The 13,735-nt window shown below is 68.8% G+C and carries 9 protein-coding genes; 7 read left to right on the top strand and 2 right to left on the bottom strand.

Translation table 11 applies throughout. From position 1 onward, the window contains the following. Both ACSQ3N_RS11975 and alaS read right to left on the bottom strand, forming a co-directional pair. A complete protein-coding gene (locus ACSQ3N_RS11975; RefSeq protein ID WP_436146362.1) occupies window positions 1–3,006 on the bottom strand; it encodes an HD domain-containing phosphohydrolase in 3,006 nt (1,001 codons plus the stop codon). 411 nt (window positions 3,007–3,417) lie between these two features. Continuing rightward, window positions 3,418–6,045: an alanine--tRNA ligase gene (gene alaS / locus ACSQ3N_RS11970; RefSeq protein ID WP_436146361.1), complete on the bottom strand. Its 2,628-nt coding sequence runs from the start codon at window positions 6,043–6,045 to the stop codon at window positions 3,418–3,420. A 343-nt stretch (window positions 6,046–6,388) separates the two neighbouring features. Here alaS and ACSQ3N_RS11965 point away from each other — a divergent pair, with 343 nt between their 5' ends. From ACSQ3N_RS11965 to ACSQ3N_RS11935, 7 genes are all read left to right on the top strand, one after another. After that, window positions 6,389–7,306, top strand: a complete 918-nt coding sequence (locus ACSQ3N_RS11965) for a dihydrodipicolinate synthase family protein (protein ID WP_056168700.1) — start codon at window positions 6,389–6,391, stop codon at window positions 7,304–7,306. Between the two features lie 113 nt (window positions 7,307–7,419). After that, a complete protein-coding gene (locus ACSQ3N_RS11960) occupies window positions 7,420–8,568 on the top strand; it encodes a branched-chain amino acid ABC transporter substrate-binding protein (protein ID WP_056168697.1) in 1,149 nt (382 codons plus the stop codon). A 166-nt stretch (window positions 8,569–8,734) separates the two neighbouring features. Beyond that, a complete protein-coding gene (locus tag ACSQ3N_RS11955; protein WP_056168694.1) occupies window positions 8,735–9,688 on the top strand; it encodes a 4-hydroxyproline epimerase in 954 nt (317 codons plus the stop codon). A gap of 175 nt (window positions 9,689–9,863) precedes the next feature. Further along, on the top strand, window positions 9,864–10,985 hold the full coding sequence (locus ACSQ3N_RS11950; protein ID WP_056168691.1) for an NAD(P)/FAD-dependent oxidoreductase: 1,122 nt from the start codon (window positions 9,864–9,866) through the stop codon (window positions 10,983–10,985). Further along, window positions 10,982–11,260, top strand: coding sequence for a 2Fe-2S iron-sulfur cluster-binding protein (locus ACSQ3N_RS11945; RefSeq protein ID WP_056168687.1), 279 nt, complete (start codon window positions 10,982–10,984; stop codon window positions 11,258–11,260). Before ACSQ3N_RS11950 ends, ACSQ3N_RS11945 begins: the two co-directional genes overlap by 4 nt. Beyond that, window positions 11,257–12,651, top strand: coding sequence for an FAD-dependent oxidoreductase (locus ACSQ3N_RS11940; RefSeq protein WP_436146360.1), 1,395 nt, complete (start codon window positions 11,257–11,259; stop codon window positions 12,649–12,651). The genes ACSQ3N_RS11945 and ACSQ3N_RS11940 overlap by 4 nt, the downstream gene beginning before the upstream one ends. A gap of 172 nt (window positions 12,652–12,823) precedes the next feature. Next, on the top strand, window positions 12,824–13,498 hold the full coding sequence (locus ACSQ3N_RS11935) for a GntR family transcriptional regulator (protein ID WP_056168681.1): 675 nt from the start codon (window positions 12,824–12,826) through the stop codon (window positions 13,496–13,498). Window positions 13,499–13,735 lie beyond the last annotated feature (237 nt).

Here is a 13,735-nt window from a genome sequence, read left to right as displayed (position 1 = left end):
TCACTCCAGCGACGCGAGGATCGCCTCCACATCCACCGCATCGCGCTGCGCCTCGGGCAGGAACTGCAGCGCATAGTCGCGCCACGCACCACTCTCCAGAAAGAAGCGGAACACCTCCGGATCGATGTGCCGGTCCCGCACCATGTGGGCCATGATCTTCAGTGACTCGGACAGCGTCTTGGGCGGCTTGTAGGGCCTGTCGGCGGCGGTCAGGGCCTCGAAGATATCGGCCAGCGTCATCACGCGGTCGGCCAGCGTGAGGTCGGCCGCTGCCAGGCGGCGCGGGTAGCCCGTGCCATCGAGCTTTTCATGGTGCGACCCGGCAATGCTGGGCACGCGCGCCAGGTGCGGCGGAAACGGCAGGCCGCTGAGCATCACGATGGTCTGCACGATGTGGTCGTTGATCCTGAAACGGTCTTCCGCCGTGAGCGTGCCGCGCCGGATGGACAGGTTGTGCAGCTCGCCCAGGTGCGCCTGCTGCGCGGGCAGCGTCATGTCAAAGCCCCACCGGTTGGCCGGGTTGCCCGCCTCGACCGGCGGGCGCCGGTCACCCCAGGGCACGATGTGCTCCGGCCGGTCGGCCAGCAAGGGCTCGTTGGCCGGCAGGGGCCGCACGGGCACCTTGGCCAGGCGCGCCGTCTCGGCCTTCGACAGGCCCAGCCGATCATCGAAGTGCCGCTGCCACACCTGCCGCGCAATGGCTGCCAGGCGGTGCACGTCGGCATCGTCCATGAACTCGCCACCCACGTTGCACCGGGCCACAAACGCAAACTCCTCCTGCAGCCGGTCGCGCCGCTGCAAGAGCTCGCGCTGCAGTCGCACCGGGTCCACGCCCGCCACCTGCTGCTTCCAGTAATCCAGCTCCGCATCGCGCCACAGCACCTCGAAGCGCATGCGCACCTCGTGGATGCGGTTGTGCAGGGTTTCGAGCTTGGTGGCCTTGTCGATGATGTGCTCGGGGCTCGTGACTTTGCCGCAGTCGTGCAGCCAGGCTCCCAGGCGGAATTCATACCGCTCGGCATCGGTCATCGCCACAGGGGCGAACGGCCCCTCGGTCGCATCGCACAGGCGCTGCATCAGCGACTCGGCCAGCTGCGGCACCCGGTCGCAGTGGCCGCCGGTGTAGGGGCTCTTGGCATCGATGGCATCGGCCATCAGGCGGATGACGGCGTCGAACAGCTTCTTTTGCCCCTCGATCAGGCTGCGCGTCTCGATGGCCACCGACAGCGTGCCCGAGAGCTTCTCGACAAACGCCCTAAAGTGCACGTCCTCTTCCCGCCCCTCTTCACGCCCCTGCGTTACCCGGTAGCGCAGCACCAGCAGGCCCAGCGGCTGCCCGTCGCGCGTGCGCAGCTGCACCCGCAGCACGCGGTGGTGGCTGGCGGTCTCGGCATCGTCGTCTTCGTGCTCATCGCCGGGCTGCGGCTCGCCATGGTTGATGAAGTGGCCCATCGGCAGGTGGTCCGGGTAGCGCGACTGGTGGTCCGGGTCTTCGCAATAGCGGGCCGTGCGCAGCAACCCGGCGCGCTGCGGCTCCACCAGGTACACGGCCCCGCCGGTGCAGCTGGTGGCGCGCACCAGCTCGAACAGCACGCTCGACAGCATCAGGTCCAGCCGCGACTCAGCGCTGATGTGGTGGGTAATGTCCAGAAACTCCTGAATGGTCTCCGACATGCGGTCCATCACCTGGCCCAGCGCCCGCACCTCGCGCACCGGCGACCGTCGCACCGCCGCCCGGCGAAAGTCGAACCTTGCCAGCGCCTGGGCCTGAATGGCCAAGCCCGACAGGCTGCGCCCCACCCTGCGCCCGGCCAGCCATCCCAGCGGCAACATGAGCGCGATCAAGCCCAGCGACAGCCAGACCTGGCGGCGCAGGTTGTCGTTCACGCCCGAGAGCAATTCCCGGGTCGGGATCGCCATCAGGACCTGCAGGCCCTGCCGGCGGGGCGAGGTGAGTGGCAGCACCTTGGCCAGCCACTCCTCGCCGTCGGCCATGAAGCGGTGGGACGGCCCGGCCTTGAGCCCCATCGCCTGGAGGGCCTGCAGGCTGGGCACGCCCAGCGCGCTGAGCGTGCGCAGCTCCAGCCGGGGCGAGCCAGCGTCTTCGCTGCGCACCAGCACGCGGGCCATGTCGGGGTAGGCCAGCACGCGCAAATCGGGGTCCACCACGGCGATTTCGGTGCGCGGCATCAGGCGCAGGCTGCCGATCTCGGTGCCCAGGTCGGTCAGGGCCACGTCCAAGCCGAGCACCGCGCGCCCATCGTCGGTGGGCTGGCTCAGGGTCACGCCCACCTCCTGGGTGGTGAAGAACACATAGGGGGCCGTGAGCACCTGCGCCTTCTGCACCGCCGCGTCGGCATACCAGGGCCGGCTGCGCGGGTCGTACCGGTATTCGGGCCGCACGGCCGAATCGATCAGGCGCAGCTTTGCGTCGTAGTAGCTCCAGCGGCCCACGGTGCTGGCACCGCCGCGCTCCCGCGCCATCGACTGCAGCAGGTACGCGGCCTCGGCAGGGGCCTCCAGCCGTGCGCGCAGGGCCGCATTGCGGATGGGGCGCAGCAGCAGAAACTGCCCGTCGGGGTAGCCGATGAACACGGCGGACAAGAGCTTGTTCTGCTCCAGCAGGCTGGCCAGCACCGGCAGGCGCAGCAGGCGTGCGGGCAAACTGGCGGCCGCAGCGATGGGGTCGAAAGCCAGCAGGCGGATGGTGGCGTCCGCAGGGTCCACGATGCGGTGCACCCGCTCGCTGATCAACTGGCTGATGTGCTGCGCGTTCTCATCGGACGCATCGATCATGGCCTGCCGCGCACCGGTGCCGACCTGATACACCAGCAGCGCCGTGAGCAGCAGCATGGCCAGCACCACGACCGAGGCGATGAGCACCTCGAAAGGGACGGTGATGCGGCGCCACCAGGGCAGCTCGTCTGCCGCCCTGGCGGGGCGGGCTTGACGCGCACCGGTGCCCGGCGGCAGCGGCTGGGACTGGGACGGGCGCGGTGAGTCCATCCGCCGCAATGTAGGGCGAAAGGCTGTAGTGCGTCACTCTCTTTTTGGCATGGGCAGAGTGCGATGGCCTGCCGTGACACATCCCCCTTCGCAGTCAGACCCGCACAACAGCAGCAACCAAGGTGACGCGCAAACAGGTGCTGTCGAGCGCAGTCAAACTCCTCCGAACTCATTCACTGTCAGTAGGACTCGGTAGGACTCGGCGCGATTCGGTCGGGCACTGGCGCATCGGCCAGGCGCAAAAAAAGGGGCAGTGCCCCTTTTCCCGTGATGTGCTCGGCAAACGCCTCAGCCCCACCGACCACCAGCGTGACGACTTCTTTCGTTGCGCCAACGCCTGGATCGGTCTCTGGACCACTCGGACCACCTCGGCCAGACGTCAGCCCGGCCACGTGGTCCAGAACCCGCCGATCAGCCCAGCTGCTGCGTCACCCAGCCCGTCACCGATGCCAGCGCTGCAGGCAGCTTGGACGCATCCGTGCCACCGGCCATGGCCATGTCAGGCTTGCCGCCGCCCTTGCCGCCCACTTGCTGGGCCACAAAGTTGACCAGCTCGCCGGCCTTGAGCTTGCCCACGCTGTCGGCCGTCACGCCCGCAGCGATCTGGACCTTGTCGCCGTCCACGGCTGCCAGCACGATGGCGGCGGTCTTGAGCTTGTCCTTGAGCTTGTCCATGGTGTCGCGCAGGGTCTTCGCATCGGCGCCCGGCAGCGCAGCGGCCAGGACCTTCAGGCCCTTGATCTCCACCGCCTGGTTCACCAACTCGTCGCCCTGGCTAGAGGCCAGCTTGCCCTTCAAGGCCGCCACTTCCTTCTCCAGCGCACGCACGTTGTCGAGCGCCTGGCCGATGCGGCCATTGAGCTCGGTCGCCGATGTCTTGAGCGTGCCGGCCGCCTGGTTGACGGTGCTTTCAAGCTGCTGCAGGTAGGCCAGCGCATTGATGCCGGTCACGGCCTCGATGCGGCGCACGCCCGCGGCCACGCCGCCTTCGGCCACGACCTTGAACAGGCCGATGTCGCCCGTGCGCTGCACGTGGGTGCCGCCGCACAGCTCGCGGCTGGAGCCGATGTCCAGCACGCGCACGGTCTCGCCGTACTTCTCGCCGAACAGCATCATCGCGCCGGTCTTCTGGGCCGATTCGATGTCCATCACGCGGGCCTGCGTGGGGTGGTTGGCCAGGATTTCCTCGTTCACCAGGCGCTCGATCTCGCGCACCTGCGCATCCGTCACCGGGGCGTTGTGTGCGAAGTCGAAGCGGGTGCGCTCGGCGTTCACCAGGCTGCCCTTTTGCTGCACGTGGCTGCCCAGCACTTCGCGCAGGGCCTTGTGCATGAGGTGGGTGGCCGAGTGGTTGCGCACCGTGGCGGCGCGCAGGGCCGTGTTCACCTCGGCCTGCACCGTGTCGCCCACGTTCAGCGTGCCTTCTTCCAGCGTGCCGTGGTGGCCGTACACGTCGGCCTTCACCTTGAGCGTGTCGCCCACCGCAAAGCGGGCCGAGCCGCTGGTGATGGTGCCTTCGTCACCCACCTGGCCGCCGCTTTCAGCGTAGAAGGGTGTGGTGTCGAGCACCACCACGCCGGTCTGGCCGGTCTTCAGGGCCGCAGCGCTGGTCCCGTCCACGTAGATGGCGACGATTTTTGCGGTTTCGGCCAGCTGGTCGTAGCCGGTGAACTGGTTGGCGTTGCCGGTGTAATCCAGCGCCTTGTCCATCTTGAACTTGCCGGCAGCGCGGGCCTGGGCCTTCTGCTTTTCCATGGCGGCCTTGAAGCCAGCCTCGTCCACTTCGACGTCACGTTCACGGCACACGTCGTTGGTCAGGTCCAGCGGAAAGCCATAGGTGTCGTGCAGCTTGAAGGCCACATCGCCGGGCAGCACCTTGGCGCCACCGGCCAGGGCGGCGTCCAGGATTTCCATGCCGTTGGCCAGCGTCTCGAAGAAGCGCTCTTCCTCGGCCTTGAGCACCTCGGTGATGCGCTGCTCCTGCTCGCGCAGTTTGGGGTAGGCATCGCCCATCAGGCGCACCAGGTCGGCCACCAGCTTGTGGAAGAACGGCGTCTTCTTGCCCAGCTTGTAGCCGTGGCGGATGGCGCGACGCACGATTCGGCGCTGCACGTAGCCGCGGCCTTCGTTGCTCGGGATCACGCCGTCGCTCACCAAAAAGGCGGTGGCGCGGATGTGGTCGGCAATCACGCGCAGGCTCTTGTTGTCCAGGTCCGTCACGCCGGTTTCGCGGCCAGCGGCCTTGATCAGTGCGTCGAACAGGTCGATCTCGTAGTTGCTGTGCACGTGCTGCAGGATGGCGGCCAGGCGCTCCAGGCCCATGCCGGTGTCCACGCAGGGCGCGGGCAGCGGCGTGACCGAGCCGTCGGCGGCCATGTCGAACTGCATGAACACGTTGTTCCAGATCTCGATGAAGCGGTCGCCGTCCTCATCGGGGCTGCCGGGCGGGCCGCCGGGGATGTGGTCGCCGTGGTCGTAGAAGATTTCCGAGCAGGGGCCGCAGGGGCCGGTGTCGGCCATCATCCAGAAGTTGTCGGACTTGTAGCGGCCGCCCTTGTTGTCGCCGATGCGGATCACGCGCTCGGGCGGCAGCCCGATTTCCTTGGTCCAGATGTCATAGGCCTCGTCGTCTTCCTGGTAGACGGTGGCCAGCAGGCGCTCCTTGGGCAGCTTGTAGACCTCGGTCAGCAGCTCCCAGGCCCACTTGAGCGACTCGCGCTTGAAGTAGTCGCCGAACGACCAGTTGCCCAGCATCTCGAAGAAGGTGTGGTGGCGGGCGGTGTAGCCCACGTTCTCCAGGTCGTTGTGCTTGCCGCCGGCCCGCAGGCAGGCCTGCACGGAAACGGCCCGGTTGTACGGGCGCTTGTCGGTGCCCAGGAACACGTCCTTGAACTGCACCATGCCCGAGTTGGTGAACATCAGCGTGGGGTCGTTGCCGGGCACCAGCGGGCTCGACGCCACGATGGTGTGGCCCTTGGAGGCAAAGAAGTCCAGGAAGGACTTGCGGATGTCTGCGACGGAAAAAGTGGGAGTGCTCATGGTGTGTAGGAGTGGTTTCACACAGCAGGCCGCCCTGCAGGCCAATGCCTGCGGGCCGCCCATCGGGACCAACCTTTCATTATAGGTTTGCTCTCCATGGGGGCCGTGGTTGGGCAGCGACAGGCGGGCACCTCAAGCCATCAGGGTCCAAAAACCCTCCGCCCTCAACCAAGGCGATGACTCCCCATCACTGAATCCACGGACTTCTGCGGGTGTGCCCTGGCGCTGCAGTCCCCCTCCTGCCCTGCTGAAAATCCCGCTTGTGAATTTTAGATATGTTGTTAATATATTTATAAATCCACCGAAGCAGCAGCGCTTCAACCTCACCCCTGAAGGAGCATCCGTGAACCCCCAACCCCGCTGGCAAGGCATCTTCCCCGCCATCACCACCAAGTTCCACGCCGACGAGTCCATCGACGCCGAGGGCACGGCCCGGCACATCGACTTTCAGATCCGCAACGGCATCCATGGCCTGGTGACCTGCGGCTCGCTGGGCGAAGCCAGCACGCTCAGCCTGGAAGAAAAGCTCCAGGTCGCCAAGATCGCGCTCGACGCCGCCGACGGCCGCATCCCGGTGCTGGCCAACGTGTCCGAGACCAGCACCCGCGAGGCCCTGCGCTACATCGACGGCGCCAACAAGCTCGGCGTGGCCGGCTACATGGTCATGCCCTCGGTGATCTACGTCGCCGATGCCCGCGAGGCCATGGCCAATGTGCGCGCCATGGCGGGCGCCGCCCAGCGCCCCCTGATGGTCTACAACAACCCCGTGGCCTACCGCGTGGACCTCAAGCCCGAGCACATGGTCGAGCTGGCCGACTGCGAGTGGATCGCCGCCATCAAGGAAAGCACGGGCGACATCCGCCGCATCACCGACCTGCGCAACACCGTGGGCGACCGCTACCAGCTCTTTTTGGGCGTGGACGACCTGGCCTACGAAGGCCTGGCACTGGGCTGCGACGGCTTGCTGGCTGGCGTGGGCTGCGCCTTCCCGCGCGAGACCGTGGCGCTGTACGACCTGATGAAGGCCGGCAAGTTTGCCGAGGCGCTGCCGCTGTACCAGTGGATGACGCCGATGCTGCACCTCGATGTATCGAACAAGCTGGTGCAAAACCTCAAGCTCATCGACGCACTCGTCGGCGTGGGCACCGAGCACATGCGCCGCCCCCGCCTGCCGTTGGTGGGCGAAGAGCGCGCGTTCGTCGAAAGCGTGGTGAAGAAGGCGCTCGACACCCGCCCCACCCAGTACCAGTCCGTGGCCTGAGCAGGCCCGACCTGCCAGACCGCACCGCCGGGCCGCACCGCCGGGTCCCAGACGACAGCGGCCTTTTCCCTCACCGCACACCCACAAGGTGGCTCCTGTTCAGAAGGTTTCCCATGACACGTACTTTCGGATTTCGCGCCCTGACCCCTGCCGCCATCGCCGCGCTGATGCTGGCCGGCCACGCCCACCACGCCAGCGCCCAGGAGCAGGTGGTGAAGATCGGCCACAGCGGCCCGCTCTCGGGCCCCAATGCCTTTGCGGGCAAGGACAACGAGAACGGCGTGCGCCTGGCCGTCGAGGAGCTCAACGCCAAAAAAATCACCGTCGAAGGCAAGGTGCTGAAGTTCGAGCTGGTGTCCGAAGACGACCAGTGCGACGCCCGCACCGGCGTCAGCGTGGCGCAAAAGCTGGTGGACAGCGGCGTGAAGTTCGTCATGGGCCCGTACTGCTCGGGCGTGGCCATCCCGGCGTCGCGGGTGTACAGCGACGGCGGTGCGATGGTGTCCACCGTGGGCACCAACCCCAAGGTGACGGAGAGCGGCTACAAGAACCTGTTTCGCATCATCGCCAGCGACACGCAGATCGGCTCCAACATGGCCGTGTACGCCGCCCAGGTGATGAAGGTCAAGCAGGTGGCCGTGATCGACGACCGCACCGCCTTCGGCCAGGGCGTGGCCGACCAGTTCACCAAAGAGGCCAAGAAGCAGGGCCTGACCGTGGTGGGCCAGGAGTTCACCACCGACAAGTCCACGGACTTCCTGTCCATCCTCACCAGCCTCAAGGGCAAGCAGCCGCAGGCGATCTTCTTTGGCGGCTATGCCCCGCAGGCGGCCCCCATGGCGCGGCAGATGAAGCAGCTGGGCCTGACCGCCAAGCTGCTGGGCGGCGACACCCTGTGCAGCCCCGAGGTCGGCAAGCTCGGCGGCGACGCCGTCAACGACACCGTGTTCTGCGCACAGGGCGGCACCATGCTCGACAAAGCCGCCAACGGCCCGGCCTTCAAGGCCAAGTACAAGGCGCGCTTCAAGCTGGATGCCGACGCGTATGCGGCGTCTTACTACGACCAGGTGATGTTCATGGGCGAGTCGATGCAAAAGGCCAACTCCACCCAGCCCGCGAAGGTGGGCGCGCAGATGTACAGCGCCAGCTACCAGGGCGTGGCCGGCACCTATGCCTACGATGACAAGGGCAATCTGAAGCAGGCGCCCATCACGGTGCTGACCTTCCGCAACGCTGCGCCCTTTCCCTTGGCGAGTTATTGAAGCCCCCCCTGAGTCGCCTGCGGCGCCTTCCCCCCCGAGGGGGGACGCCCCCAGCGCGGCGGGGCGGCCCTTGCGCGGGGGCACTGGTATTGGCCGGCGCGCTATCTTGCGCCCGCTACGATTTCGAATTCGTCCAGAACCTCACAACCCTCATCGACTCGCCACCATGAAACGCATCCAGATCATCGACTCCCACACCGGCGGCGAGCCCACGCGGCTTATCGTTGGCGGCTTTCCCGACCTGGGTGCAGGCAGCATGGCCGAGCGCCGCGCGCTGCTGGCCAGCCAGCACGATGCATGGCGGGCGGCCACGGTGCTTGAGCCGCGCGGCAACGACGTGATCGTGGGGGCCCTGCTCTGCGCTCCGCAAGACCCTGCCAACGCGGCGGGCGTGATCTTCTTCAACAACACCGGCTACCTGGGCATGTGCGGCCACGGCACCATCGGCCTCGTCGCGTCGCTGGCCTACCTGGGCCGCATCACGCCGGGCGAGCACCGCATCGAGACGCCCGTGGGCACCGTCACCACCACGCTGCACGATGACGGCTCGGTCAGCGTGCGCAACGTGCCGGCGTACCGCCTGCACCACCAGTTGGCAGTCGACGTGCCGGGCTATGGGCGCGTGGTGGGCGACGTGGCCTGGGGCGGCAACTGGTTCTTTCTGGTGGCGGACCACGGCCAGCGCGTGGCCAGCGACAACCTCGATGCCCTGACGGCCTACACCTTCGCAGTCCAGCAGGCATTGAAGGACCAGGGCATCCGCGGCGACAACGGCGGCGAGATCGACCACATCGAACTCTTTGCCGACGACGACCGCACCGATGACCCGGCCGACAGCCGCAACTTCGTGCTGTGCCCCGGCAAGGCCTACGACCGCTCGCCCTGCGGCACCGGCACCAGCGCCAAGGTGGCATGTCTCGCAGCCGACGGCAAGCTGCAGCCGGGCCAGGTGTGGCGGCAGGCCAGCATCATCGGCAGCGAGTTCGAGGCCAGCTACACGCTGGCCGTTGACGGCGGCGGCAAGGTCATCCCCACCCTGCGCGGCCGTGCCCACATGAGCGCCGAGGCCACGCTGCTCATCGAAGACAACGACCCTTTCGGTTGGGGCATCAAGCTGTGAAGGCCCCCGGTGTCGCTGCGCGCCTTCCCCCCAGGGGGACAACGGCCTGTGTTGCAGGGCGGCCGTTGCTGGCCGTCCACGCGCTCGGAGCGCGCGCTGTCCACCGGCAGTTGGCGACACGAAACGGCGTGAACGCCTGCAATCCATCCCCCAGCGCACTGCGTACTTTTCTGCCATGCAGCACACCGATGTCCTCGTGATCGGCGCCGGCATCATCGGCGCGGCCTGCGCGCACGCGCTGGTGCAGGCCGGGCTGTCGGTGCGCATCGTCGACGCGCGCCTGGGCGGCGCCACTGCGGCCGGAATGGGGCACCTGGTGCTGATGGACGACAACCCGGCGGAGCTCGCGCTCAGCCAAGCGTCGCTGAACCTCTGGCACACCTGGGCGCCGCGCATGGATGCGGGCTGCGCCTTCAGCGCCTGCGGCACGCTGTGGCTGGCCGCCAATGACGCCGAGCTGCAGGCCGCACAGGACAAGCGCGCCACGTTGCAAGCCCACGGCGTGGACTGCGAACTGCTCGACGCTGCCGCCCTGGCGCGCGCCGAGCCGGCACTGCGCCCCGGCATGGCCGGTGCCCTGCGCGTTGCTGCTGACAGCGTGGTGTACGCCCCGCGCGCCGCGCAGTGGCTGCTGGACGACGCCGCCCTGCACGGCGGCCCTGGCCGTCTGTGCATCGAAGAGGCCGAGGTCGTGCACATCGACGGCCAGTGCGCCACGCTGCGGGACGGCAGCACGCGCCAGGCGGGCGCCATCGTGCTGGCCAGCGGCATCCACGCCGCCGCGCTGTGCCCCGGCCTGCCCCTGCGCCCCAAGAAGGGCCACCTGCTCATCACCGACCGCTACCCCGGCACCGTGCACCACCAGCTGGTGGAGCTGGGCTACATCACCAGCGCGCACCACAGCGACGGCACGTCGGTGGCCTTCAACGTGCAGCCGCGGCCTACGGGGCAGCTGCTGATCGGCTCGTCGCGCGAATTCGACACCACCGACCCGGCGGTCAACGACGCCGTGCTGGCGCGCATGCTGCAGCGCGCGCTGGAGTACCTGCCGGGCCTGGCCGACCTGAACGCCATCCGCACCTGGACAGGCTTTCGCGCGGCCACGCCCGATGGCCTGCCCATCATCGGCGCGCACCCGCACCGCCCGCACCTCTGGCTGGCCGTGGGCCACGAGGGGCTGGGCGTGACCACCGCACCGGCCACGGCGCAGTTGCTGGCTGCGCAGATCACGGGCACCCCGCTGCCGCTCGACGCTGCGCCCTTCGCAGCCCACCGTTTCGCATCGCTGCAGGCATGACCGACCCCGCCACCATCACCCTGTCGCTGGACGGCCATTCCGTGCAGGTGCGCCCCGGCACCACCGTGGCCGCGGCCCTGGCGCAAGCGCAGCCGCCGGGCGCCACGCGCCGCTCGGTGCGCGGCGAGGTGCGCGCCCCGCTGTGCGGCATGGGTATCTGCCACGAATGCCGCGTGCAGATCGACGGCGTGCGCCGCCTGGCCTGCCAGACGCTGTGCCGCGACGGCATGCAGGTGGCCACCGGCTTGCAGACCGCGAACAGCAGCCCACCATGACCACCGCCACTCCCACCGCATCCCCCGACGCCCCACCCTCCACCTGCGACCTGCTCATCGTGGGCGCAGGCCCTGCCGGGCTGGCCGCCGCGCTGGCGGCTGCGCCCAGCGGCGCACGCATCGTGCTGCTGGACGACAACCCTGCCCCTGGCGGCCAGATCTGGCGCGACGGCCCGGGCGTCACGCTGCCCCCCGCCGCCCGGCAGCAACGCAAAGCGCTGGAGCGCCACGCCCATGTGCAGTTGCGCTGCGGCACGCGCGTGGTGGGCCTGGCCGAGCAGACGGCGCGCAGCGCGGGCCTGCATGCGCTGTGGCTCGAAGACGCACAGGGCGGCTGGGTGCAGCACGCCCGCCAGATCATCCTGTGCACCGGCGCGCGCGAACTGCTGCTGCCCTTCCCCGGCTGGACGCTGCCGGGCGTGACCGGCGCCGGCGGCTTGCAGGCCCTCATCAAGGGCGGCCTGCCGGTGGCCGGCCAGCGCATCGTGGTGGCGGGCAGCGGCCCGCTGCTGCTGGCGGCTGCGCGCACCGCCCGCCAAGCCGGCGCACAGGTCGTCGCCGTGGCCGAGCAGGCCCCCTGGACTGCGCTGGCCCGCTTTGGTGCCAGCCTGGTGCGCTGGCCGGGCAAGGCCGTACAGGCCGCAGCCTTGCTGCCCGCGGTGTACCGCGCCGACAGCCATGTGGTGCGCGCCCACGGCGCCCACAACCTACACAGCGCGGTGCAGTCGGTCACGCTCCGCCAGGGCGGGCAGGAGCGTCAGGTCGCCTGCGACCGCCTGGCCTGCGGCTTTGGCCTGGTGCCCAACACCGAACTCGGCCAGATGCTTGGCGGGCGCGTGAGCGAGCGCCAGGGCCTGGCGGTCGATGCGGACCAGCGACTGCTGCGCGGTGGCGCCGCCCACGGCCCCGGCGAACCACACCCCGTCGATCCTGTGCCGGGCCTGCTGGCCGCGGGGGAGTGCACCGGCTTTGGCGGCAGCGAGCGCTCGCGCGCCGAAGGTGCCATTGCCGGCCACATCGCTGTGGGCGATATCGCCGCCGCCCGCGCACTGCACGCCGAGCGCGCCCGCTGGCATGCCTTTGCGGACGCGCTGCACCGGCACTTTGCGCTGCAGCCCGCGCTGCGCCGGCTGGCCGAGCCGGACACGCTGGTGTGCCGCTGCGAAGACGTGCGCTACGCCGACCTTGCCCAGCGCACCGGCTGGATCGACGCCAAGCTGCACACCCGCTGCGGCATGGGCGCCTGCCAGGGCCGCATCTGCGGCGCAGCCACGCACCACCTGCTGGGGTGGACGCCCGCCCCGCCGCGGCACCTGCTGGCGCCCGTGCGCATCGGCACGCTGGCAGCAACGGGCATCCGTGCCGACGAGGCCCCGCGGCACACCGGTTGACAAGGCGCCACTGCGCGGTGGCTGGTCCCCTTTCGCGCCTCCACTGCCATCGAGCAACATCAGCCCCCCCCCGCGCACACGCGCTGCTTGCCGTGGCGCCCGCGGGGTCATACCCTGAGGCCACTAAGATTCCGTTCCAAACACAACACTTACAACACCGGACACGCCCTCCATGACCATCCGCAGCGCCCCCACCCAGCGAGACCCGGCCCTCAAGCGGCGCGCGGCCGACGTGGCCTATGACGTCATCGAGACCATGATCTCCACGCTGCAACTGCTGCCCGGCTCACCGGTGGTCGAGGCCGAGATCGTGGAACGCACCGGCCTGGGCCGCACTCCCGTGCGCGAGGCGCTGCTGCGCATGGTGTCCATCGGCCTGATCGCGCAGCAGCCGCGGCGCGGGCTGCTGGTGTCGCACATCGACCTGGCGGACCACCTGGACGTGATCCAGACGCGCCGTGTGCTGGAACGCCTGATCGCCGCCTGCGCCGCCCGCCGCGCCACCGCGCCGCAGCGCCAGGCCATCGTGCTGTGCGCCGAGAAAATGGTGGATGCCGCGGCGCGCGGCCACCTGGACGACTACATGCAGGCCGACCACGCGCTGGACGTGGTGGTGCACCAGGCCTGCCAGAACCATTCCGCCGTCAAAAGCGTGCAGCCGCTCATCGTGCAGTGCCGGCGGTTCTGGTACGCCTACCAGCACGAGGGCGAGGTGTCCGAAGGGGCCCGCGCCCACATGCACCTGGCCCAGGGCATCGCCAGCGGTGACGAAGCGCACGCCGTGGCCGGTGCCGAGCAGTTGCTGGACTACCTGGAGCGGTTTGCGCGGCACATCATCGACCGGTGAAGCTTGCATTGCGGGCAGGCGGATGACAAGTCTACTGTGCCTGGTACGTCTTTACTACTTTTTTCATAGCATCTTACGCTTAACCAACAAGCGCTGCAGCCCAGTTGGCGGCACCGCCACCTCATCTGTCCTCGCTGCGGCTGGCGCGGCCGCACCAGCAGTAGGCAGGTATATCCGCCCCCACCGTTCCAGCCGTCCTCACCGGCCCAGTCGCTCATGCCAGTGCCGCATGGGTGA

The sequence above is a fragment of the Acidovorax sp. LjRoot194 genome (assembly GCF_964253015.1).
GTDB lineage: Bacteria > Pseudomonadota > Gammaproteobacteria > Burkholderiales > Burkholderiaceae_C > Acidovorax.
The sequence above is the reverse complement of the archived record's forward strand: the minus strand, read 5'-3'. Positions and strand labels throughout refer to the sequence as shown.